Annotated in this window: 16 protein-coding genes; 6 read left to right on the top strand and 10 right to left on the bottom strand. The window is 63.7% G+C overall.

The window, feature by feature from the left end; genetic code table 11:
• Positions 1-12 precede the first annotated feature (12 nt).
• Entirely contained in the window at positions 13-876 is an 864-nt protein-coding gene (gene trxA / locus AC1DMY_RS02635; protein WP_477163465.1) for a thioredoxin, read from the top strand.
• 89 nt (positions 877-965) lie between these two features.
• Here trxA and AC1DMY_RS02630 read toward each other — a convergent pair whose 3' ends face one another.
• Positions 966-2,969 carry an alpha/beta hydrolase family protein gene (locus AC1DMY_RS02630; RefSeq protein WP_477163464.1) on the bottom strand — a complete coding sequence of 668 codons (2,004 nt, stop codon included), beginning with the start codon at positions 2,967-2,969 and terminating at the stop codon, positions 966-968.
• Between the two features lie 201 nt (positions 2,970-3,170).
• Here AC1DMY_RS02630 and AC1DMY_RS02625 point away from each other — a divergent pair, with 201 nt between their 5' ends.
• Entirely contained in the window at positions 3,171-3,650 is a 480-nt protein-coding gene (locus AC1DMY_RS02625) for a DUF4442 domain-containing protein (RefSeq protein WP_477163463.1), read from the top strand.
• A 121-nt stretch (positions 3,651-3,771) separates the two neighbouring features.
• Positions 3,772-4,440, top strand: a complete 669-nt coding sequence (locus tag AC1DMY_RS02620) for a DUF502 domain-containing protein (protein ID WP_477163462.1) — start codon at positions 3,772-3,774, stop codon at positions 4,438-4,440.
• Positions 4,441-4,475: 35 nt separating this feature from the next.
• On the opposite strand, the gene AC1DMY_RS02615 is transcribed toward AC1DMY_RS02620, so the two are convergent.
• Positions 4,476-6,086: a multicopper oxidase family protein gene (locus tag AC1DMY_RS02615; protein WP_477163461.1), complete on the bottom strand. Its 1,611-nt coding sequence runs from the start codon at positions 6,084-6,086 to the stop codon at positions 4,476-4,478.
• A 76-nt stretch (positions 6,087-6,162) separates the two neighbouring features.
• On the bottom strand, positions 6,163-7,791 hold the full coding sequence (locus AC1DMY_RS02610) for a phospholipase C (protein ID WP_477163460.1): 1,629 nt from the start codon (positions 7,789-7,791) through the stop codon (positions 6,163-6,165).
• Positions 7,792-8,766: 975 nt separating this feature from the next.
• Here AC1DMY_RS02610 and AC1DMY_RS02605 point away from each other — a divergent pair.
• Positions 8,767-10,893: a M13 family metallopeptidase gene (locus tag AC1DMY_RS02605; protein WP_477163459.1), complete on the top strand. Its 2,127-nt coding sequence runs from the start codon at positions 8,767-8,769 to the stop codon at positions 10,891-10,893.
• A gap of 319 nt (positions 10,894-11,212) precedes the next feature.
• On the opposite strand, the gene panE is transcribed toward AC1DMY_RS02605, so the two are convergent.
• Positions 11,213-12,142 (bottom strand): 2-dehydropantoate 2-reductase, encoded by a 930-nt coding sequence (panE, locus tag AC1DMY_RS02600; RefSeq protein WP_477163458.1) that lies wholly within the window; start codon positions 12,140-12,142, stop codon positions 11,213-11,215.
• Between the two features lie 308 nt (positions 12,143-12,450).
• On the opposite strand from panE, the gene AC1DMY_RS02595 reads away from it, so the two are divergent.
• Together AC1DMY_RS02595 and AC1DMY_RS02590 are read left to right on the top strand one after the other, a co-directional pair.
• Complete coding sequence (locus AC1DMY_RS02595) at positions 12,451-14,805, top strand: catecholate siderophore receptor Fiu (RefSeq protein WP_477163457.1); 2,355 nt, start codon at positions 12,451-12,453, stop codon at positions 14,803-14,805.
• An 83-nt stretch (positions 14,806-14,888) separates the two neighbouring features.
• Positions 14,889-15,566 (top strand): Fe2+-dependent dioxygenase, encoded by a 678-nt coding sequence (locus AC1DMY_RS02590; RefSeq protein ID WP_477163456.1) that lies wholly within the window; start codon positions 14,889-14,891, stop codon positions 15,564-15,566.
• Between the two features lie 69 nt (positions 15,567-15,635).
• On the opposite strand, the gene AC1DMY_RS02585 is transcribed toward AC1DMY_RS02590, so the two are convergent.
• The 6 genes from AC1DMY_RS02585 to AC1DMY_RS02560 form a co-directional block, all read right to left on the bottom strand.
• Complete coding sequence (locus AC1DMY_RS02585) at positions 15,636-16,130, bottom strand: type IV pilin protein (RefSeq protein WP_477163455.1); 495 nt, start codon at positions 16,128-16,130, stop codon at positions 15,636-15,638.
• Between the two features lie 11 nt (positions 16,131-16,141).
• A complete protein-coding gene (locus tag AC1DMY_RS02580; RefSeq protein ID WP_477163454.1) occupies positions 16,142-20,032 on the bottom strand; it encodes a pilus assembly protein in 3,891 nt (1,296 codons plus the stop codon).
• 62 nt (positions 20,033-20,094) lie between these two features.
• Positions 20,095-20,718 carry a pilus assembly PilX family protein gene (locus AC1DMY_RS02575; protein WP_477163453.1) on the bottom strand — a complete coding sequence of 208 codons (624 nt, stop codon included), beginning with the start codon at positions 20,716-20,718 and terminating at the stop codon, positions 20,095-20,097.
• A 1-nt stretch (position 20,719) separates the two neighbouring features.
• Entirely contained in the window at positions 20,720-21,745 is a 1,026-nt protein-coding gene (locus AC1DMY_RS02570) for a PilW family protein (protein ID WP_477163452.1), read from the bottom strand.
• A complete protein-coding gene (pilV, locus tag AC1DMY_RS02565) occupies positions 21,742-22,248 on the bottom strand; it encodes a type IV pilus modification protein PilV (RefSeq protein ID WP_477163451.1) in 507 nt (168 codons plus the stop codon). Before pilV ends, AC1DMY_RS02570 begins: the two co-directional genes overlap by 4 nt.
• Complete coding sequence (locus AC1DMY_RS02560) at positions 22,245-22,859, bottom strand: GspH/FimT family pseudopilin (protein ID WP_477163450.1); 615 nt, start codon at positions 22,857-22,859, stop codon at positions 22,245-22,247. The genes pilV and AC1DMY_RS02560 overlap by 4 nt, the downstream gene beginning before the upstream one ends.
• Positions 22,860-22,954 lie beyond the last annotated feature (95 nt).

Below are 22,954 nucleotides of genomic sequence, written 5' to 3'. Positions count from 1 at the left end.
CGGGAGTCCCCAGTGAGTGCTACGACCGCCGATACGCATGTTTTTGACGTGCGCGAGGACAACTTCGAAGCCGAGGTGCTGCAGGCCTCGCTGACCACGCCGATCCTGGTCGATTTCTGGGCGACCTGGTGCGGCCCGTGCAAGACGCTTGGCCCGATGCTCGAGAAGCTGGCCGCCGAATTCAACGGCGCCTTCCGACTGGCCAAGGTCGATGTGGACAAGTCGCAGCAGCTGGCCGGCATGTTCGGCATCCGCAGCATTCCCACCGTGATGCTGGTCAAAGATGGCCAGATCCTCGACGGCTTCCAGGGCGCCCTGCCCGAGGGCCAGCTGCGCGAGTTCCTGCTGCGCCACGTGCAGCCGCTCGATGGTGCTGCGAACGATGAGTCCGAGGCTGCCCCGGAGTCGCCCGAAGAAACCATCAACCGCATCCAGCAAGCGATTGCGGCCGAACCGGAACGCGCCGAGCTCAAGCTCGACCTCGCCCTGGCGCTGATGCGTGCCGGCAATGCGGACGCCGCCGAAACCGAATTGAGCTCCCTGCCCGCCAACCTCGCCACCGACGCCCGTGCGGTTCGCCTGCGCAGCCAGCTCGACCTGGCCCGTGCGCTCAAGGGCGCGCCATCGCTGGCGGAGCTGCAGCAGCGCGTGCAGGCCGATGCGGGCGACTGGGCTGCGCGCGACCTGCTCGGCGTGCGCCTGCTGCTGGAAGGCGATGCCCCTGCGGGGCTGGATCAGTTCCTGGTCACGCTGGAAAAGGCGCGCGACTGGAACGACGGCCAAGCCAAGAAGCGCCTGCTCGCAGCTTTCACCACGCTCGACGACGCCGAACTGGTCGGCCGCTATCGTCGCCGCATGGCGTCGCTGTTGTTTTGAATCGCTTGCGCGGTTGGCGACGATCCTCGCCAACCTTCTGACGTGCCATCCGAAGCCCATCCCCATGCGGGAATGGGCTTCGCGTTTCTTCAGGGCGAACCCGCTGCCGTCGCGCCACCGCCGGCATTGTTGCCGATATTGCGATCGAGGAATTGCGTGACCCGCTCGTACAACTCAGCGGTGTTCTTCTCGTCGTAGAAGCCGTGGCCTTCACCGGACTTGTATAGCCATTCGTGGCCGATGCCGCGTTTGGTCAGCGCCGCATTCAAGGATTCGCCTTGGATCGGCGGCACGCGTTCGTCCTGTCCGCCCACGACCAGCATGACGCTGGCCTTGAGCTGGTCGAGCTGGTTGATGGGCGAACGCGCCGCCAGCACGGTCGGATCGGTGCCCAGCGTGTTGCGCAGATAGTTCTTGCCCGAGACGCGATCGGAAATGTCGCCGTCGGTGTACATCTTGGCCAGATCGTAGACGCCAACGTAGCCGATGGCGCAGCGATAAAGATCAGGCTCCTTCACCGCACCCTCGAGCGCCGCATAGCCACCGTAGCTCGCACCGAAGATGCAGACGTGTCCCGCGCTGGTGACACCCTGGTCGATGGCCCAGTGCGTGGCATCGGTGATGTCGTCCTGCATCTTGCCGCCCCACTCCCTGTAACCGGCGTGCACGAAGCCTTCGCCATACCCGCCGGAACCGCGGAAGTTGACCTGAAGCACGGCGTAGCCGTGCGTGGCCAGCGCCTGCACGATCGGATCGAAGCCCCAGCTATCGCGGACGCCGAAAGGACCGCCATGCACGAATACCACCAGCGGCAGATGCTTGGCCTCCTCGCGCCCCGGCGGCATGCTGAGGTAACCGTGGATGGTCAGCCCGTCGCGCGCCTTGAAGTCGATCGGCTGCATCTGGGCCATCTGGTTGGGCTTGATCCAGTCCGCGCGCTGCAGCAGCATCTCGGCCTTGCCGCTGGCCTTGTCCCACAGGTAATACGTGCCTGGGTCCATATCCGACGAGGCCAACGCCACGGCCTTGCTGCCGTCATCGGTGCTCGAAACGATCTGGATGCTCTCGCCGGGCAAGCTCTTCATGAGTGCACCGATCGCCTTCATGGTGTCCGATCCTGCCACGAACGCCGAGGCCGACGGCATCGACGGCATGGCATACACGCCCACGACGTCGCGACGGTCGAGCGTGCGCATGAGGCCATGGAGCGAGACGGTGTCGTTCGTCCACACCGGATCCTTCATGGTTTTCGTGGCGACGTCCCACGGACACAGCGCGCCCACCGCACCCGCCGCCTTGCACGTCATATAGACCTGCGAGTCGTCCGCAGAAAAGGCGGTCGGCCAGGGCACGTTCCGTTCTGCGCCGCCCTGGAAGAGCAGCGTCCACGTCTGGCCATCGCCCTCTCGGTAATAAACGACCGGGAAGTAGTGGTTGTCGGTACCCATGGCAAAGCGTGCGACGCCATGATTGTCGACGACGAATTCGGCGTTGCGCAGCGGCGCCGTCCCTACCGGCCGCTTGTTGCCGTTGTTCACATCCATCACGAAGATCTGGGTGAAGGCACCGTCGGCGCCGCTGTCCCACGGCGTCACGCCGATCATCACGTGGTTGCCGTCGCCGTTGCGCAGCGTGCTCACCATCTCGGCGGATGCACGCTCGGGCGCCGGCTGCTGGATATGCGACGAGACCCCGCTTCCGCCCGCGCGATAGCCAAACAGGATCTGTCCGCCCGAACCGTCGCCATTCACGGCAAAAATTTCGCCGGTGGCAAAGGGACGATCCCAACCGCTCACCTGGGTGCCTTCGGTGTAGAGCACGCGATGATTGTTGACCCACCAGAACTCGACGACCTGGTTGCCTTCGCGCGGCTTCAGCATCGTGCCCTTGTGATTGACCAGGTCGATCAGGGCCAGCATCGGCTTGCCCTTCACCACGGTGGTGGCGGCGAGGTAGTGGCCGTCGCCAGAAATCTTCACGTCCTCGTACTGCGCGTGGCGTGCCAGATCGGCCAAAGACACCGTGCCCGCCAGCAGCGGATACGACAACAGACAAAGCACGCCGAAGACGGCGCGCTGGATACGCTTTTCCATGCATTCTCCCCTATGGCGCGGCGCCCCATGCAGCCCCACCATGCGGCGAGTATAAGCAGGAATGTTCTTGCTGCCAGCGCTCCCCCTCGGCCTGGCCGACGAGTCCGCTCAATCGCTGCGAAGCCCTACTAGGCCACCATCCATACGCCTACGTATGTTTAGGTTATACTCGACTGGTTTTCACCGACTAGCCTTTTGCCCATGCGTGCTTCGACCTTCCGCCGCCTGATGAATTTGTGGCCGCCTTTCCTGTTCAACAGCATTCGCGTTCAGCAGGTGTCCAAAGACTGGTCGGAGTTGCAAGTGGTGCTGCGCCTGCGTCCTTGGAACCGCAACTACGTGCGCACCCAGTTCGGCGGCAATCTGTTTGCCATGACCGACCCGTTCTGGATGCTGCTGACGATGCATCAGCTGGGCAACGACTACTTTGTCTGGGACAAGGCAGGCGCCATCGAATTCGTCGCGCCGGGCCGCGAGGATGTCTACGCCCATTTCAAGCTGGAACCGTCGGTGGTCGACGAACTGCGCGCCGCTGCCGCCGCTGGCGACAAGGTGCTGCGCTGGTTCGAGGTAGACGTCACTACGCGCAGCGGCGAGGTGGTGGCACGCGTGCGCAAGCAGTTGTATGTGCGACTCAAGCCCAAGGCGCGCAGCGAGGCTACCGGCGAGCAGCCGGTCTAGCGATGTGGCCAGCGGGGCGCGGTGACTGACGACGCCGCTTCCACGCAAAGCCAGTCCCCGTGGGACGACGCGACGCTAGTCCCGTGGGACAATTGCCGCGTCCCCTCCCCGGCATTCCTCCATGAAGCGTCTGCGCATCAAGCGTTACCTGTTCACCGGCCTGCTCACGTTCATTCCGCTGTGGGTGACCTGGGTGGTGTTCAAGTTTGTGCTGAGCATGCTCGCCGGTATCGGCACGCCGCTGGCGTCGGCCCTGCTGGCGACGCTGTCGTCCACCTCGCCGCTCGCCGGCGTGGCGCTCAACCATGCGTGGATCACCTTCATCATCGCGCTGCTGCTGACGCTGGGCGTGCTGTACATCCTGGGCTGGCTTGCCAACCGCGTGATCGGCCAGCGGCTGATCGACGGCTTTGACGCATTGCTCGCACGCATCCCGCTGGTGCAGACCATCTACGGCGGCACCAAGAAGTTGATGGCCGTGCTGCAACAAAAGCCTTCGGGCGTGCAGCGTGTGGTGCTGATCGATTTCCCGCGCAAGGGCATGAAGGTAGTTGGCTTTGTCACGCGCGTGATGATCGAGGAAGGCACCGGTCGCGAAATGGCCGCCGTCTATATCCCCACCACGCCCAATCCCACCGGCGGTTATCTGGAAGTGGTGGCGGTGGAAGAACTCACACCCACCGACTGGACCATGGACCAGGCGATGGCCTTCATCATTTCCGGCGGCGCCGTGGCACCCGATACCTTGCCCGCGTCGCCCGCCGCGCTCCGCGACGCGTCACAGGAATAGTGTGGGAGCGCACCCTGTGCGCGACTCCCGAACCCTCAGGCCACCACCTCAAACGGCCGCATCATCTCGTTCGACGCATGCTCCAGCAGATGGCAATGCCAGACATAACGTCCGGCATAACCCTCGAACGTGATGATGTAGCGCGTCACCATGCCGGGATACACCTGCGCGGTGTCTTTCCAACCGGCTTCATGCGCCGGTGGCGGCTGGGCCGGTCCCGTGTAGCGTATCGTCTTGGATTCCAGATATTCGTCCACGTCGAACGGACGACGATCCAGTATCTGAAAGCGCACCAGGTGCAGATGGATCGGATGCGTGTCGTCGGTGAGGTTCACCAGGCTCCAGATTTCCGTGCTGCCCAAACGCGGCCTCTCGCTCACCGGCTCATGCCAGTGCTTGCCGTCCAGCAGCATCAACATTGGCGTGGCCACGCAATCGGGGTATTCATCGATGGTGAGCACGCGGGTCTGGGTCGCGCTCGCCTCGGCCATGCGCGGCACGTCGCGCAAGGTAGGCGGCACACGACTGCTGTCGCTCACTTTGCCCGCCGCCACCTTGAACTGCATCAGCGGCAGCGTGTCGTTCATCAGCTCGATCGCCGTGCCATCCATGGATGCGAAATCCACGATGAGATCGGCACGCTCGCCCGGCGCCAGGAACAGGCTGGTCTGCTGCACGGGCGCGGCGAGCAAACCCTGATCGCTGCCGATCTGCAGGAACGGCTTCTGGCCGCGCAGGCTCAAGCGGAAGAAGCGCCCATTCGCGGCGTTCAGCACTCGGAAGCGATAACGCCGCGCCTGCACGTCGAGCCGCGGCATCAGCGCACCATTCACCAGCATCGCGTTGCCAAATACTTCAGGCACCCATGGCGCATCGCTGATGCCGGAGGTGGGGTAATACAGTTGGCCGTCTTCGGTAAGCAGGCGATCGGTCAGTATCAGCGGCCATTCGAGATCGCCGCTGGGCAGGCCTAGCGACAATTCATGCTCATCGCGCAGCAGATACATGCCGAACAAACCGGCATACAAGTTCAGCCGCTCGATGCCCATGGTGTGGTCGTGATACCACAGGGTGGCTGCGTCCTGGCGATTGGGATAGCTCTGGCCACGTGACTGGCCGGGCACGATCCAATCGGTGGGATAGCCGTCATCCGAGGCAGGCACGCGCGCCCCATGTACATGCACGACGCCGCGCACTTCGGGCTTGTCCGACTCGGCGCCGCAGACATGATGATCGATCGGCAGGAAGTGCTTGAGCGGAAGGCTGTTGCTCCACTCCACGCGCACCGGGACGCCGCTGCGTGCCTCGATGGTGGGGCCGGGCATGCTGTTGCCATATGTCCACAGGCGCGTCGGCGCCAGATCCCGGTGCAAGCGCTGTTCGCTCTCGCGCATGGCAATGCGCAGCGCGGCTCCCGGCTTGGGATGCAGTACTTCGGGCCGCGGCAGCGTATCGACGAAGGGTGTCAGCCGCGACGGATCGAGCAATCGCGGCACGCTGGTCTGGTCGGCCACGACATGCTTGCAAAGAACGCTGCCTTTGGCGGCCGGCATCGCCATGTGCATCGGCGCACCGAACGCACGCAACGCACCCGTGCCTGCCAGCAAACCCATGCCCTGGAGAAAAAGACGACGCGAGGGATGCAAGATTCACCGCCTCCGAGCAGGAAAAACGAAACGCCCCGGACCATCGTCCGGGGCGTGCCATGCAAGCGTATCGAGCTTAGCCGTGCCCATGCCCGTGCGGCAGGCTGGACCACGGCCACGGCTTGGACTGCTTCACCGGCTGGCCGGTCTGCTCGTCGAGGATCAGGCGGCGCTGGTCCGGGAACGGCTGGTAGAAGTCGAACATCGGCACGAGCGAACCCGCCACGGCGTCGAACGAACCGCCACCGAGGCGCTCACCGCGCAGCCAGTTGTCCTCGATGAAGCGCGTCACCGACGACTGGTCGGTCAGCGTGTGGTCCACATGATTGCTGCGCGCCCACGGCGAGATCACCAGCAGCGGCAGACGCGGGCCGAAGCCGCAGCGTCCCTGCACCGGCTGGCCCTTGCTGTTGGTGCCCGGCAACGTGCCGCGCGCTTTGCACAGGCCCGCCCCGTCCATCGCATCGGACGGGGTGCTTGAGGCATTGACGCGCGGCGCCGCCTGATGGTCGTACCAGCCATCGGAGTCGTCATACGCGATCACCACGGCGGTATCGCGCCAATCGGGCTGTTGCTGCAGGAAGTTGATCACGTGCACCACGAACTGCTGCTCGTCCAGCGGATCGGAATAGCCCGCATGACCGTCCTGGTAGCCCGGCGCCTTGAGGAAGCTCACCGACGGGAAATTGCCCGCCTGCACGGCGGCGTAGAAGTCGTTGATGTCGTACTGGTGGTTGCCCGCGTCGCCCTGATGGCCGATGGTTTTTACGGACGTGGGACGCGCATGCGTCGGGTTGGCCGTGCTGGTGTAGTACTGGAACGGCTGGTGATGCGGAATATAGTCGCTCTCGTTCGCCTGAGTCACCGTCGAGGTGGTCTTGCGCGCGCAACCGGTGCTGCCATTTGCATTGACCTGGCTGAGGTCAAAACCGCCTTCGAAGAAGCCCCAGGTCAAGCCGGCCTGGTTGAGCAGGTCGCCCACGTTCTTGCCGCCGAACTGCACCTGGTTACCGGTGGGCGAGGAACACACATCGCCGATCGGATCGGCATCGCCGATCAAGGTCAGGCCACCCTGGCCGTCGGCCACTTCGTTGCCGGTGCCGTTGAGCGTCTGCGTCACGCCGTTGGTCTGACCGGAGATCAGGTTGATCGCGCCCGGCGTGGACGGCCCGAACGTGGTGTTGTAGCTGTTGTCATTCAGTGCAAACGATTGCGCGTAGTTCCACAAGGCCGTGACGGTATTGCCGTCGTAATAGCCCATCACCTGGCCGGTGCCTTCCTCATCGGGCGTCGCACCCGGCAGCGTCTCGCCGGTACCGGTGAACTTCGGGAACAGGTCCATCGCACCGCCATCGAACGCCTTCTGTTCCGGACCATAGGCGTGATCTTGATCGGCCGTCGCGGCCTGGGCGCGCGACAGGCGGAACGGATTGATCGCACCGGTGCCATTGGCGCTGTTCGCCTGGTTCGGGTTATGCGTGAGCAGCTTGTTGTCATAGCCGTTCACGTGCGGCGTGAACGGGCGCGCATAAAACGTCGGCTCACCCTTGCCGTTGGCGGCGTACGGGTACGTCCCGAAGTAGTGATCGAAGGAAACGTTCTCCTGGAAGATCACCACCAGATGCTTGATCGGTGTGGACGTATGGACGTCCTTGTCGCCACCGCCATGATGCAGGCTCGCATCGGCGAACGCTTCGGCATGCACGGGAAGTTGAGCGAGGGAAACAGCGGAAAGACTAAGAACGCACGCGGCAATGCAAACAGCGAGGTTGTTTCGCATGGAGGGCTCCCTACAGTCGCGGTGATGCGCTTCCCCTCAAGCGCGGATGCCACGGACCATAGGCTTGCGAAGTGACAGGCGAATAACAGCAGGCGTCGTATTTTCATGCGATTGCGCCGTTGTGACGATGCCCACGGAACAGCGGCCAGGCGATGGCCATCGTGAGGAAAAACGTGAACCACCCCCCCCTGCACGCGACCAGCCAACGGAGCGGTACACCCAGCGCCGCGATCGCGCACAAGGTGCGCTCCTACAAGGGGACGGACACGCCAGAGTGGCGGCTAAAGCCGAAGCGCAGCGTGGCTCCGCTTTAAGTCCTCAGCGCGATGGCGCGTTGCGCAGCGCTTTGAACTACCTGCTATGTAGCGGCGGAGGTTGCCAAGCAACAACATGCCTCAAGCGCTCGGGCTTATCTCAACGTAACGCTGCCAGCTCTTCAGGCCATTCTCTTGGGGTTACTTTCGACGCGAAGCTAGTCCCGTGGGATCTCTTGGGCGAGCAAGAGAAAAGTGACTCGAGCGGCGGCAGCCGATCGAAACGCCCGTCGCGTAGGCGGCCCGGTCGCGGCATCGCGGCAATCGGGCGCACCGCTACTGGATCCCGGCCTGCGCCGGGATGACGGCTTCGTTGAAGCGACACCCGGCACGGGCGGGCACCGCCCTCAGCCGCCACGACACTTGCCCCCTCCCAACCCAATCTCACCCCCGGCTTGCACCCCAACCCCCTGACCTTTGACACTGTCTGGCCCGTGACTTGCGGCCTAGCCTGAAAAGTCAGAGATACCGTCCGGGTAGCCCTTGGAGCCTGTTTTCCGACGACGAAGACCGGAGCCAAAGGCTATACGCGACGCTTGCCACCATCGGCCGCCCCGCGCTGCCAACGACTTACAGAGGGAATTCCATGACCAAACCGTATATGAAGCCCATTGCGCTCGCCGTAAGCCTGGCGCTGTCGCTCAGCGCCTGCGGCAAGCACGACGATGCCGAAAAGGCACCGGCCGCCAGCAGCACCGCGCCTGCCGCCGCCAGCACCGCTGCCATGGCAGCCGCCGCGCCCAAGAGCGTGTTCGACATCGCCGACCTGGACACCAACATCCAGGCCTGCCAGGACTTCAACGGTTTCGTCAACAGCAAGTGGGTGGCCGCCAACCCGATCCCGAACGACCGCAGCCGTTGGGGCGCGTTCGACAAGCTGGCCGAGGACAGCCTCAACACCCAGCACCAGATCGTCGACGACGCCGCCAAGGGCGCCGCCAGCGCGCAGGCTGGCTCGATCGAGCAGAAGATCGGCTACCTGTACGCCTCGGGCATGGACGACGACGCCATCGAAAAGGCTGGCTTCGACCCGATCAAGCCCAAGCTCGACGCCATCGCCGCCCTGAAGTCCGGCAAGGACGTGGCCAACTACCTCACCCAGAACTTCACCACGGGTGACATGCAGGTGTTCCAGTTCGGCTCCGGCGCGGACTTCAAGGACGCCAAGATGCAGATCGGCTTCACCCAGCAGGCTGGCCTGGGTCTGCCGACCAAGGACTACTACACCGACGCGAAGTACAAGGAAATCCGCGACGCCTACGTCGACCACATCGTCAAGATGCTGGAACTGACCGGCGTGGCCGAAGCCGACGCGAAGAAGCAGGCCGCCCAGGTGCTCGCGTTCGAAACGCAGCTGGCCGCCGCCTCGCTGGCGCCGGTGGAACTGCGCACCCCGGAAAACCAGTACCACTTCGTCACCCTGAAGGAAGCGGACAAGATCACCCCGCACTTCAGCTGGGAAGATTTCTTCAAGGCTCAGGGCGTAGCCGTCGACAAGGGCTTCTCGCTGTCGCAGCCGAAGTTCTTCGCCCAGTTCGACAAGATGCTGGCCAGCACGCCGGCCGACCAGTGGCAGGCCTACCTGCGCTTCCACACCATCGACGATGCCTCGCCGTTGCTCAGCAAGGCCTTCCAGGACGCCCGCTTCGACTTCTACGGCAAGACGCTCTCCGGCCAGCCGGAACAGAAGCCGCGCTGGAAGCGCGTGCTCGGCGGCGTGAACGAGTCGATGGGTGAAGCACTGGGCCAGCTGTACGTGGCCAAGGTGTTCACGCCGGAAGCCAAGCAGCGCGCCGAGGAACTGGTGACCAACGTGCGCAATGCACTGAAGGCACGCATCGAGAACCTCGACTGGATGAGCGCCGAGACGAAGGAAAAGGCCGTCGCCAAGTGGAACACCTTCCTGCCCAAGATCGGTTACCCGGACAAGTGGCGTGACTGGTCGGGCCTGGACGTGAAGCAGGGCGACTACTACGGCAACGTGATGGCCGCCGCCAAGTTCAACTACCAGTACGACCTCAACAAGATCGGCAAGCCGACCGACCGCAAGGATTGGGGCATGACCCCGCAGACGGTCAACGCTTATTACAACCCGACCGACAACACCATCAACTTCCCGGCCGCGATCCTGCAGCCGCCGTTCTTCTATGCCAACGGCGACGACGCGATCAACTACGGCGGTATCGGCGCCGTGATCGGCCATGAAGCCAGCCATGGCTTCGACGACGAAGGCAGCCAGTTCGACGGCGAAGGCAACAACGCCAACTGGTGGACCAAGGAAGACAAGGACAAGTTCGAAGCCCGCACCGCCAAGCTCGTCGCGCAGTTCAACGACTACGCGCCGATCAAGGACAAGCCGGATGTGCACGTCAACGGCCAGCTGACCCTCGGCGAGAACATCGCCGACCTGGGCGGCCTGAACGTGGCGTACGACGCCCTGCAGGAAGCGCTGAAGAAGAACCCGCAGGAAGCCGCCGCGAAGATCGACGGTTACACCGAAGACCAGCGCTTCTTCCTGAACTGGGCTCGCGTGTGGCGCGGCAGCGTGCGTGAGAAGGAAGCCCTGCTCCGTCTCAACACCGATCCGCATGCACCGGCCTCGCTGCGCGCGATGGGCGCTCCGTCCAACATGGAAGCCTTCGCTACGGCTTACCAGTGCAAGCCGGGCGACACCATGGTGCGTTCGGGCGAGAAGCAGGTGAAGATCTGGTAAGCCTTCACCGCTGACGCTTCGGCATCGGCAACAAGAAAGGGCGCTGCATCATGCAGCGCCCTTTTTTCTTTTGGACGTCTATTTCAAATGACCAAAAAACAGCACCGGTGGGAGCGCACCCTGTGCGCGACGCAGCGCCACGCCGATATCGGCACGTGGGGTTGTCGCGCACAAGTGCGCTCCTACATCGACTGCCGATCTGCCGGCGCCCCGCCCGCTGTAGGAGCGCACTCGTGCGCGACCGCAACTTCGAGCGATACCGTTGCATGCGGCCGTCGCGCACAGGGTGCGCTCCCACAGGGGAGAGGCGACGGCAGCTTTACCTGCCCCGCGCGCGCCGCGCCTCATACGCCTTCAGATGCGCATACGCCGTCCGCAGCATCGGCGACGCATCCGCCTTCGCATCCGAACGCGCCAACAAATCACCCACGATATGATCCGCCTCGATCGCCCCGCCCTGCTCCAGGTCGCGCATCATCGAGGCACTAAGGGCGGAGCCCTTCTCGGTGAGCACGCCACGCGCACGCGCCATCACCGCGTCGCCCGGCGCACGCCCGTTGTGCTCGGCCACGCTGCGGCAGTCTTCCAGCAATTGCAGGATCGCCTGCTCACCACCGGACGCCGCCATGATGTCGCCCACCGGCGCGCGCATCAGGCAGGTGATGCCCGCAAGCGAAGCAAGAAACACCCATTTGTCCCACATGTCCTGCAGGATGGTGGTGCTCAGGCGCGGTTCGAATTTGGCCTTGGACATCGAGGCAAGGATGCGTTCGACACGCTCCGAACGTGAACCGTCGCGTTCGCCGAAGGTCACGCTGTGCGACTGGTTGAGATGACGGACCTTGCCTTCGGCATCGAGCGTTGCCGCGATCACGCACTGGCCACCCAGCACCCGCTGCGCGCCAAAACGCGCATCCAGCAGGTCCAGATGCCGCATGCCGTTGAGGACCGGCAGAATCGCGGTCTGCGGCCCCACCGCCGGATCCATATCGTCGATCACCTGCGGCAAGTGATAGGCCTTGCAGCTCAGCAGGATCAGATCGTACGGCTCGCGCAGCGCGCCGGCTTGCACCGTCGCCGGATTGGGCAGGCTGACATCACCAAAGCTGCTGCGTATCACCAAGCCGTGCTCGGCCAGCTGCGCCGCGCGCTTCTCGCGCACCAGGAACGTCACGTCCTGCCCGCTCTCCAGTAGGCGCCCGCCGAAATAGCCGCCAGTGGCTCCCGCGCCAATCACCAATATCCGCATCGCTCGACTCCTCACCAACAGGGGGAAAGCGTACGCCAAACCCGGTCTCCCGCTCCCTGCCACCTTGGTCTGACTCGCCGCGACCAGCAAATTCTTGCGATTAATTGCAACTCATTCTCATTGCCAATAACATTTACGAAATATTTGCCGGCGGGTTCTTGCAGGTGATGGACCACCCGATCAGGCAATGAGGTTCCCCAACCCCAGTTTTTCCGACTTATGCCGCCATCGACGCCCGCCGCCGCTACTCGTCGATACACCCCGGTCAGCTTCGGCTGATCGCCCCCATTGAATTCGACGAGCTACCCATGGCCCACATTACGAGCCGCAAGCACCCCGTAACCCGCAACGCGCTGAGCGTTGCCACGGCCACCCTCATGACCGGCCTGGCGATGACACATCCTGCACTGGCTGCCGACGCGCCGGTGGATGTCGCCAATACCACCACGAACAGCACCACCACCTCGCCTGCCGCTTCGGCGAGCTCGCCGAAGAACCTGGCCGGCGTGTCGGTGGAAGCTTCGGCCGTCAGCGACTACAAGGTCGACAACCTTTCCTCGTCCAAGTACACGCAGCCGATCCTCGATACCACCCAGACGGTCACTGTGATCAGCAAGGACCTGTTCCTCCAACAGGGCGCCACCACGCTGACCGAAGCACTGCGCAACACCCCGGGCGTGGGCACGTTCTACGTCGGCGAGAACGGCACCACCTCCACCGGTGATGCGATCTATATGCGCGGCTTCGATACCTCGGGCAGCATTTTCGTCGACGGCGTGCGCGACCTGGGCACCATCTCGCGCGACATCTTCAACACCGAGTCGGTGGAAGTGATCAAGGGGCCGGCGAGCACCGACAACGGCCGCACCGCACCCACCGGCGCGATCAACATGGTCAGCAAGCAGCCGGAGCTCGGCAACGGCGTGAGCGCGACCGTGGCCTATGGCAGCGCCGACCAGCGCCGCGCCACCGTCGACTGGAACCAGGTGGTCAGCACCACCTCGGCCTTTCGCCTCAACGTGATGGGCCAGGACTTTGGCGTGCCGGGCCGCGACAAGGTGGAGAACAACCGCTGGGGCGTCGCGCCGAGTTTCGCGTTCGGCCTGGGCACGGCCACGCGCGTGTATCTCGACTACATGCATATCAAGCAGAACAACGTGCCCGATGGCGGCGTGCCCACCATCGGCCTGCCCGGCTATTCCAGCCCGGATCCGAAGCGCCCGTTCCTGACCAACGCGCCGGAAGTGGATTCGTCCAACTTCTACGGCACCACGGCTGACCATGACCACGTCGAAGCCGACATGTTCACCGCGCGCATCGAGCACGACATCAACGACCAGATGGTGTTCCACAACACCTTCCGCTGGGGACGCACCGCGGAGGACTATCTGCTGACCTCGTTCATGGGTACGGCAGCCAACCTGCTCACGCCCAATCCGAACGATCCGTCCACCTGGACCATCGCGCGCAGCAACCCGACGTTCAAGCATCAGTCCAACCGCATCATCACCGACCAGGCCAACCTCACCTGGAATTTCCAGACCGGCGCGATCACGCACAATCTCAGCACCGGCATCGAGCTGACGCAGGAAAAAGCCACCACCGTCGGCATCGTCCCACTCAACGGCACGACCTGGCCGGCAGCCAATCTTTACGACCCGAACTGGGACGTGAAGGGCCTGATCTACGGCCAGAACGGCGCCTATACGGATGGCCAGACCGACACCGCCTCCGCTTATGTGTTCGACACGCTGAAGTTCAACGAGCACTGGCAGGTCAATACCGGTGTGCGCATGGACCACTACAACACCGACTACTCCAGCATGGTCGCGTGCGGCGCGAAGAATGGCCCGACCTGCGGCACGCTGCCCACGGGCGCGGTCGTGCAGGGCCTGACCACCACGGCGGGCGACAACCTGTGGAACTGGAAGCTTGGCGTGCTGTACAAGCCGGCGCCCAACGGTTCGATCTATTTGAATTACGCCGTGTCGGCCGAGCCGCCCGGCGGCAATACGCTGACCTTCAGCAGCTCCACCAACAGCCTGGACAATCCGAACCTGCAGCCGGAACGCGCCCGTACGTACGAAGTGGGCACGAAGTGGGAGCTGCTCGATGAAAAGATCCTGCTCACCGGCGCGCTGTACCAGACCACGGTAAGCAACGACCTCGTGCAGGATCCGGTCACCCTGCTCTACTACCAGATCGGCAAGAAGCGCGTGCAAGGCGTGGAGCTGAGCGCGGTGGGCAAGATCACCGAGAACTGGGCGGTGACCGCCGGCTTTACCACCATGAATGCCAGCGTGCTCAGCGGCTCCTCCGTGGCAGCCGATGGTTCGTCCGACCTGGCTTACACGCCGAAGAAGGCCTTCACCAGCTGGACCAGCTACCTGCTGCCGTTTGGTCTCACCATCGGTGGTGGCGCGCGCTACAACGGACAGATGCAGCGCGGTACCGACAGTGCGATCGGCACGCCGGCGTACACGGAAGCCTATTGGGTGTTCGACGCGATGGCCTCGTACCCGATCAACAAGCACTTCGACCTGCGCCTCAACCTGTACAACTTGTTCGACAAGGACTATGTCGCGGCGGTCAACAAGAGCGGCTACCGTTACACGCCAGGCACCCCGCGCTCGGCGATGCTGACGGCCAATATCCGGTTCTGATCAAACATTGCTGATCGAGCGCAACGTGGCCGTTCCGATGGCAGTCGGGGCGGTCACGCCACTTTCTCATGTCGAGGCACCCCATGCTGTTGCATATCCCGGAGATCCTCGACCAGGCGCAGCTGCGTACCATCCGGCAGGCGCTCGATCAGGCCACGTGGACCGACGGGCGCGAGACCGTCGGTCCACAAGGCGCGCAGGTGAAACGCAACCTGCAACTTCCGGATGCTTCGCCACTACGCGCCGAACTGGCACGCACCGTGCTCGATGCACTGGCGCGACACCCGCTCTATCACGCTGCCACACTGCCGCTACGCACGCTGCCGCCACGCTTCAACCGCTATGAAGGCGGCGGACAATACGGCTTCCATGTCGATGGCGCGGTGATGTCCCTGGCTGGCGGCGAACAGCTGCGCAGCGATATCTCCTGCACGCTGTTCCTGGCCGAACCGGAGGAATACGACGGCGGAGAGCTGATCATCAGCGACACCTACGGCGAGCACGAAGTAAAGCTGCCCGCCGGCGACATCATCATCTACCCATCCAGCAGCCTGCACCGAGTGGCACCCGTTACGCGCGGCGCACGCATCGCCGCGTTCTTCTGGGTGCAGAGCCTGATCCGCGACGATGGCAAACGCCGCCTGCTGTTTGAATTGGATGCCTCGATCCAGGCACTCACACGCAGCAACGCCGATCCGCAGGCGCTGCTGCAACTGACTGGCGTGTATCACAACCTGCTCAGGCAGTGGGCTGAGAGCTGACGTCACAAGGCCCACAAAAAAAAGCCCCGCGATGGCGGGGCTTTTTCATCGATCATCAGAAACGCGAACTTATTGCCAGCAGTCGGCCACGGCGCCGGAACCGGAATCGGTGCGCGTGCCGGTCTGATCCAGGGTCAACGTTCCGCACATCGTGTCGCGCTTGAGCTGGGCGTTGATCGGCGTGGCCGTCAGCGTATAGGTCGTCGCCGTCAAGTTGCTCACCGCGTAGCTGTAGTTGTTGCCGGTCTGCGCCGTGCTGGCACAGTCGGGCGTCGGCAACGTCATGGGGGTCTTGGTGGTGTCCTGGTCGTAACGCAGGTTGCTGGTATAGAACCGCTCCATGTAATTGGCGTCGGTGGCCAGGCAGGCTGCAGCGGCGGCGCGGTTGGTCTTGGTGATATACCGCGTATAACTCGGCAGCGCGATCGCGCTGAGAATGGCCACGATCGCCACCACGATCAGCAGTTCGAGCAGAGTCACACCCGCCTGCCTGAGGCCACGACGGCCCTGCACGCGATGGCGCTTGAATATCGGCGCGGGTGTTTGGGCGATAAGGCGCTTCATGGGTTTCATCCTCACTGTTTGATCAGTTCGCGCCAGGACACGCGACGCAGCGCACCCGTGGAACCGGACGTACCGATGCTGCTGTTGGTGCCGTTGTCGAAGCTGACCAGCATCGTGCCGCCCACGAAGATCGGGTTGTTGGGCAGCGACGAGAAGCCCACGCCTGCCGCCGGATAGGTCTTGCCGTTGACGGTCACGGTGTCGGACGAGTTGATCGCACCGTCACCATTGAGGTCGAAGAAGTTCGACGACGGATTCGTGCCGGTGAAGGGATCGACCGCCATGATCCAGCCCTGACCCGAGGGGTCGCACGGGTCGCTCGCTATCGGGATGCGCGTGGTGCCCAGCAGCAGGGCGCCCTGGAACTGGTTGGGCGTGACCATGCGCTCGCCCTGCGCGGTGTACGTAGTGTTGCCGTTGCTGTCCGTATTGGGCTGCTCCAGATCCATGTACCAGCCGGAGACGCTGCCCATGTCCGGGTTCGCCGGCGCCGCCGTCACCGCGCGCGCTGGCAGGACCGGCGGGGTCGCCGTGCTGTTGCCCGAGGTCTCGGCAATGATCGCGCGCTGCTTGAGCGCACTGCGTCCACCGCTCAGGGCAGGCAGCGACGTATTGGCCGTCTGCACGATGATGCCGTACCAGGTCTGCACGGACTTGTCCTTCAGGTCAGGCGAGTCCAGGTACTGGCCGGTGCCGAAGAACAGCCACAGATTGCTGCTGCCCGGATCCCTGCCCGCCAGCAAGCCAGCCGTGATCGGCTGCGCCTTGCTGCCGGCATCCTTGGCGGTGAACAGCAGCGTACCCGCGCTGGACGGCGTGGCGTCCTTCGCAAGCGAGCCGTTGTTGAGCACGAACGACCACACGTTGCCGTCGAGATCGCCGGCATACGCCGTCGTGCTCACGCCGTTGGCCGGGGCGTTCAGCCACACCGCGGGTCCGGCGAGGCCGTTGCTGGTGCTGGTGTCGGTGGTGGTGTGCACCGTCAGCGCACCCGTCTGCAGGTTGAACTGCAGCAGCGCAGACGTGCCGGCCACGCTGTTGTAGCCATTGCCGATCAGCACCGACCACTGGCTGGTCGCCGTCGTGTCACCCGGGTTGGATGAGGTCTGCGCGATGATCGGCTGACTCGTCATCTGGCCGATGTACTTGCTGTTGGTGTCCACGCTGTCGCCAGCGGAACGCTCCCACAGAAACTTCGGGCTGCTCGGCGTGGTGATATCGAACGCGTAGACCGCCTTGGCCAGGCCGCGACCGGTGGTACCCACCAGCACCGTGTGCCACGCACTGCCCCAGTACGCGTCGGCGATGGTCAGCTGGCCATCGTTGAAGAACTGGTGGGGAAGAATCGTGCCGGTCTGGCCATAGGTAGGATCAGACAGCGACTTCAGATTGCTGGTGATGACTGCAGCGGGAATGTAGGCAAACGATTCGGTGCCGGTGCCGGCGTCAAACGCATGCAGCATGCCGTCGTTGGCCGCGACCCAGATCAGCGCCGTGCGGGTCTTGTTAGTCGCGGCATAGGCGGCGTAGCTGTCCGAACCGGTGAAGGTGGCACCCACGAACTGGTTCGCGTTGGGCGCACCGGAGTACACCGGCTGCGAATTGACGATGTCGCCCAGCGGCGTGCTGCGTTGGCGGTAGGTGGCACCGGTCTTGGGCTGTTCGTTGCTCGAATCGCCACGCAGATAGTTGATCACGGACTGCTGGTCCGCGGCGGCGCTGCCAAGCGCACTCTGCTCCGCCGACGACAACGCCGACGGATCGCTGAAGGCGACCATCGCGTTGCTCGTGGGGTTATAGGTGTAGATCGAGCGACTGCCGAAGGCTGGCAGCTGCGTCGAGGCATTCCACTTCGACGTGGTGGAGATGGCGCCTGACGTGGGGTCGATCGACAGCGCCTTCAGTTCGCCCGTCCACTTCACCGTGGTGTAGTTGGCCTGGTAGGCCACGGTGCCGGAGGTGAGCTGCGTGGAGTTGGCGGACAAGCTGGCGCCAGTACCCGTGCGCTGCGCGGCGCGGTTCAGCGCGCTCACCAGGCCGTTGGTAAAGCTCGTCGGCGAGGTGGCCGAATAGAAGCCACCATGGCCGTTGACCGCGGCGTGCGCCAGGTCGGCGATGTTGTTGATCGAGTTTGACGCCGGCTGTGGCCAGCTGAAATTGCTGATGGCCGAACCGCCGTTGGCCCAGCCGAAGATCTGGTCGATGGTGGTGCCCGACGGGCTGATGCCCGAGGGCGTAAAGCCCAGGCCCAGCGTGAAGGTGGTCATGTGCTGCCAGAATGCCGGGTCTTCGGTACTGGTCGGCACTTCGTTGGCGATCACCGACTGGCCGGTCGTCGTGCCCTTGGTCCCCGTGGCGCCGCCCATCAGGTCAGTTTCCCAGTACTTCATCGCCACGTCGGCGAGCGTATTGGGATACGACGGGATCTTGCCGTTCTTCACCACCGTGGAATCGGTATACGGCGCCGTCGGCTTATAGGTATAGGTCTGGTTGTTGGGGCCAGTCACCGTGGTACCCGTGGCGCCGTCATATTCGCCGGGCGACACGCTGTCGTTCCAGAAACCGTCCGTCGTGAGAATGGTGTAAGACAAACGGCAGGCCAGCATTTCAGCATCGCTAGCGGTGCTGGTGGTGTCAGTCTGCCAGGGCTGGTTTTTCTCGTAGTACTGGCCCACGGTATCCAATGCTTGACGCAGCGGCGTGCCGTTGTTGGCCTTCACGCCCGAAATCCATGCCCAGAAGTTGGCCTTCTGCGTCGAGCTGGTACCGTCACCGAACGGCTGCACTTCGGAAATGGTCTGCGCGCTCGAAACGCTGAATCGCTGCGACGACGGCAGATTGGTGTTGTTGTTGCCGTCGATCGAACCAAAGCCGATGCGGAACGTGGGATCGATGCCGGTGAACGCCGTCATCAGGCCACTCTTGGCCATCAGGATGCGCGTGCGGTAGTAAGAGAACCAGTTGGCGACGTTCTGCGCCACCGTCGAGTCGTAGGTGCAGGTATTGGACGGTGCGTAGGCGCAATCACTGGAGCTCTTGCCAACGTAGTGCTGGGCATACGTGCCGTCGGCGTTGGTCGTCGTATAGGTGAACAGATTGGCCGTGCTCGAGCTCGGGGTCGAGGTCGTTGTGATTTGGTCGCACTGGGCCTTGGTGGTGTTGTACGTGTCGCCGCTGTTACAGGTCGGTGTCGGATTGCTATAGGTCGCGCTGCTGCCCGAACCAGTCTTGCACATGCCACTGTGGCTACCCGAGTTCTGCAACGTACCCGACGAGCACACGAGGCTCGCGTTGTAGTAACTGTCGGTGAACGAGGTGAAGTAAGGGAACGCGCTGTACAACGCCGAAGGACAGGCGTTATTGCCCGACGTGGTCAAGTTGAAGTTGTTGTAGTCGCAAAGCAGGTGTGACGTATACGTCGTCACGTCAACTTCGTCCGCGGCCTGCTGGTCGGTGAAGCCATCGGCGAACGCCGTCCCGATACCCGGCGACTTGGTGTAGTACTGCGTATTGCCCTTGCTATCCGGTGCAGCCTGCGGCGGTGGCGAGTACGTCACCGTGGGGTTGTAGTACGTACCGTTGTTCGCGGCGTTGCGCAAAGAGTCGATACTGACCGTCCAATACGTGTCGCCGGCTCTGTCGTAGCTGACTTTAGTCGCGCCCGTCAGGTAGCTGGCATCGGGCATGAAATCCCACGCCATCGAGCCCGAGTCATCGAGCATCAGCGTGACATTGGGCGCCAAGGCAGGCTGCACGATCAGCGGTTGCTGCGATACGGAGACGCCGGATGCAGCCTCCGCGGGCGCCGATACGGCGCCGATCATCCAGACCGCGACGCCAAGCGAAAGCATTCGCCCAAGGGTGCGCCCAGCCGTTCTGCACAGACGGGATACGATATTCATGACTCTTCCAATCTCGAATGGCTACGCATGGGGACGCCCATGCCGCTGTGAACGCCGGTAAATCAGTTCTGCTTGAGCATGGTTTGCAGCACCACCACCGCGCGATCGCTGGTGGTCGTGCTGCTGGGGTCTGCACTGCGCGCAGTGACGCGGTAGTACACCGCCGTGGTCGACGTGCCCTGCGCGCCGTACTGCGCGGAGTTGGCGCTCTGGTTGTAACCCGTGCTGGTGTTGGGGTCGTACCAGTTGCCCATGTTTTCGATCACGTACTGCGGCTGTCCCGACGAGTTTCCGCTCACCGTGAACTGCCCCGCCGACGTGCCGGTCGCCACCGCATGAATGCCGCCGCTCGGCAGGTTGCTGTCTTCGAACGGGTTGGACTGGCAGACCACGCCACCCGCCTGGCAGTTGCGCGCGATCAGCCCCGGATTGGCTGCCACCAGCGCGGCGGCGGCACGCATGGCCGCCTCGGCGTTCTGGAAACCGATTTCACGGTCGTACTCGTTGGCCGTCATGCGCTGCTGCATGATCGTGCCGCGCACCGCGGCCATGCCGACCAGCGTGATCACCACCAGCAGGATCAGCGCCACCACCAGCGCGATGCCACGCTGCCGCCGGGGCGCCGAGCCACCGCGCGACGGCAGCGGCTGGCGTGTCGAAGAATGCGAGAGACGTGCGTGCGTCATGTCAGTTCACCCGGTTGCGCACTGTGGAGGTGGACACGAAGGTGCGCGTGATGGGCTGGTAGTTGATGCCCGCGCGCTTGTTCGAACCCTGCAGGGTCAGCGTGACCTGCACGGCATCCACCTGGCCCCAGTTGGCGGCCACGGTGGTGGCTGGGACAAAAGAGGTATTGCCCTGCTGGTGGTAGGCGATCGTCATCTTGGTGACGTCGCGCACCATCTCCTGCGCCTGCGCCGTGGGCACGCCGGCGACGTTGTTCAATGTCAGGCGGTACAGCGAAGTGCCGGTGGTGCCATCGGCGTTCTGGTAGTTGCCGATGTACCAGTCATTGGCCTGCACTTTCGCCAGCAGCGCGTTCGGGCCGTACTGGTAGGTGTTGCCGCTCGCCGTGCACACCGCCGGATAACCCAGGCCACCGGAGCAGTTGCCCGGCGTACCCGCGGTGGTGTGCGAGAACGAACCATTACTGTAAGCGGAGATCTGCATCATCACGCTGTGGTCGGGATCGCACACCATCACCACATCGCCTGTCGCCAGGTTCGAGGTGGTTTCATTGATCTTCATGCTGCCGGCCGGCTCGCTGTCGCTGGCAAGCGTCAGCGGCGCGTCGCCACCGCCCAGCACCGTGATCGAGTCGTTGCCAGCCACGCGCTGGCCCACACCGGTACCTACCGCAACGTTGGGATCGGCAGTCGTGCTGTCGTAGCCGACCAGCACGGAATTCCAATTCGCCCACCAGGTGGTAGCGCTGTTGTTGACGATATTGGCGATGCGGCCGCTGTTGTCGCAACCGGTAAGGCCTGCTTCGCGAATGTTGCGCGCGAGCATTTCGAACGCCACGCGCGAGCCGTCCTGCACGTCGTTCAACGACTGGTTGGCGCGATAGACGTTCTGGTTGGACAGGAACACGCTGCTGACGCCGGCGATGACCACCAGGCCGAGCAGCATGGACACCATCAGCTCGACCAGCGTGAAGCCGGATGACTTGCGACGAGCGACGCCGCGGCGATTGATCGTGCCGTTGTTCATAGCATGCCCGTGGTCGTGATTTGCTGAGCGTTGGTGCCGCCCAGGCCAGCGCGGCTATCGTCGAACTGCACGGTCACCGTGCAATTGCCGGTGCCGTCGCACGTGATCGTGCCGCTGGTGGTCTTCACGGCCCCCAACTGGCTCGACAACTGCGCACACCAGGTGGCCAACTGCGACCCGGCAAGCGTGCTGGTATCGGTGGGACAGGCATCGCCCGTGACGGTGCCGTTATAGGCGAGCGCTTCGGCCTGGGTCTTGTCCGCGCGCATGGCATCCATGATCGAGAACGTGGAGATCGTGGCCATGTTGCGGGCCATGGAGCTGTTGTTGGTGGACAACGACATCGCCTGCAACGCCGCGATGCCGAGGAAGCCGATCGAAAGCACCAGCACGGCCACCAGCACCTCGATGAGGCCGACGCCGGCCTGTCGTTGGGAAGTAGCCTGGCGTCGCGCCCTGCCCGCGCGACCGCCCATCCGGGAGAGCGGAAAGTGAGTCTTCACGGGCATGTCGCCGAAGTGGTGGTGGTAGTGGAAAGCGCCGACCCCGTCGTCATCGTGATGATGCGATGGTTGTTGGCCGTGAGCGTGCTGGTGCAGATATCGGCAACCGTGCCCGTATAAGGCGCCGTGCTGCCGACTGTGTAGGCCAGGCCCACACCGCCGAAGCGCAGCGCGGTCATGTTGCCGTTCAACTTGATCGGGGCGGTGATGCCGCCAATGACGCCGCGCACCGTCGGCGTGGTGGTGCCGACCAGCGCGACGACGGCGCCCGTTCCCGCCGTGGTGCAGGCAGCGCCCAGCGTGTCGGTGGTGTTGTTTGCCGACGAATCGCTGCAAAGCTGCGTATTGGTGTTGAGTTTCACGGCCTCGCTGCGCGCGGCGTTGATGGCGGCGATGACATCATTGGCCGTGGTGGTCAGCTTGTTGCCCAGGATGATCACCTTGAAGCTGGGCACGGCGACGGCCGTCAGCACGACTGCCACTGACACGACGACCATCAACTCGATGATGGTGAAACCGCGATGCCCACGCGGTGCGCGGACCGGCCGCCGTCCGTGGACGACGATCGCCTTCGGCGCCTCGGACGCCGAGCTGGCACGCTTACGCGACATGACTGCCATGAAATCCCCCTGGTTCCCCGGCCTTTAATCTGGGGCCTGCCAACCATCCAGGGCCATCCTTGTCCGACAAGAGGATGGAATTTTCC

The organism is Dyella sp. 01L423 (genome assembly GCF_056399945.1).
The sequence above is the reverse complement of the archived record's forward strand: the minus strand, read 5'-3'. Positions and strand labels throughout refer to the sequence as shown.

Excerpts from the sequence above, each read along its gene's own strand:
- AC1DMY_RS02630 (WP_477163464.1), bottom strand. The coding sequence starts at position 2,969 with ATGGAAAAGCGTATCCAGCGCGCCGTCTTCGGCGTGCTTTGTCTGTTG.
- AC1DMY_RS02625 (WP_477163463.1), top strand. The coding sequence starts at position 3,171 with ATGCGTGCTTCGACCTTCCGCCGCCTGATGAATTTGTGGCCGCCTTTC.
- AC1DMY_RS02620 (WP_477163462.1), top strand. The coding sequence starts at position 3,772 with ATGAAGCGTCTGCGCATCAAGCGTTACCTGTTCACCGGCCTGCTCACG.
- AC1DMY_RS02605 (WP_477163459.1), top strand. The coding sequence starts at position 8,767 with ATGACCAAACCGTATATGAAGCCCATTGCGCTCGCCGTAAGCCTGGCG.
- panE (WP_477163458.1), bottom strand. The coding sequence starts at position 12,142 with ATGCGGATATTGGTGATTGGCGCGGGAGCCACTGGCGGCTATTTCGGC.
- AC1DMY_RS02595 (WP_477163457.1), top strand. The coding sequence starts at position 12,451 with ATGGCCCACATTACGAGCCGCAAGCACCCCGTAACCCGCAACGCGCTG.
- AC1DMY_RS02590 (WP_477163456.1), top strand. The coding sequence starts at position 14,889 with ATGCTGTTGCATATCCCGGAGATCCTCGACCAGGCGCAGCTGCGTACC.
- AC1DMY_RS02585 (WP_477163455.1), bottom strand. The coding sequence starts at position 16,130 with ATGAAGCGCCTTATCGCCCAAACACCCGCGCCGATATTCAAGCGCCAT.
- AC1DMY_RS02580 (WP_477163454.1), bottom strand. The coding sequence starts at position 20,032 with ATGAATATCGTATCCCGTCTGTGCAGAACGGCTGGGCGCACCCTTGGG.
- AC1DMY_RS02575 (WP_477163453.1), bottom strand. The coding sequence starts at position 20,718 with ATGACGCACGCACGTCTCTCGCATTCTTCGACACGCCAGCCGCTGCCG.
- AC1DMY_RS02570 (WP_477163452.1), bottom strand. The coding sequence starts at position 21,745 with ATGAACAACGGCACGATCAATCGCCGCGGCGTCGCTCGTCGCAAGTCA.
- AC1DMY_RS02560 (WP_477163450.1), bottom strand. The coding sequence starts at position 22,859 with ATGTCGCGTAAGCGTGCCAGCTCGGCGTCCGAGGCGCCGAAGGCGATC.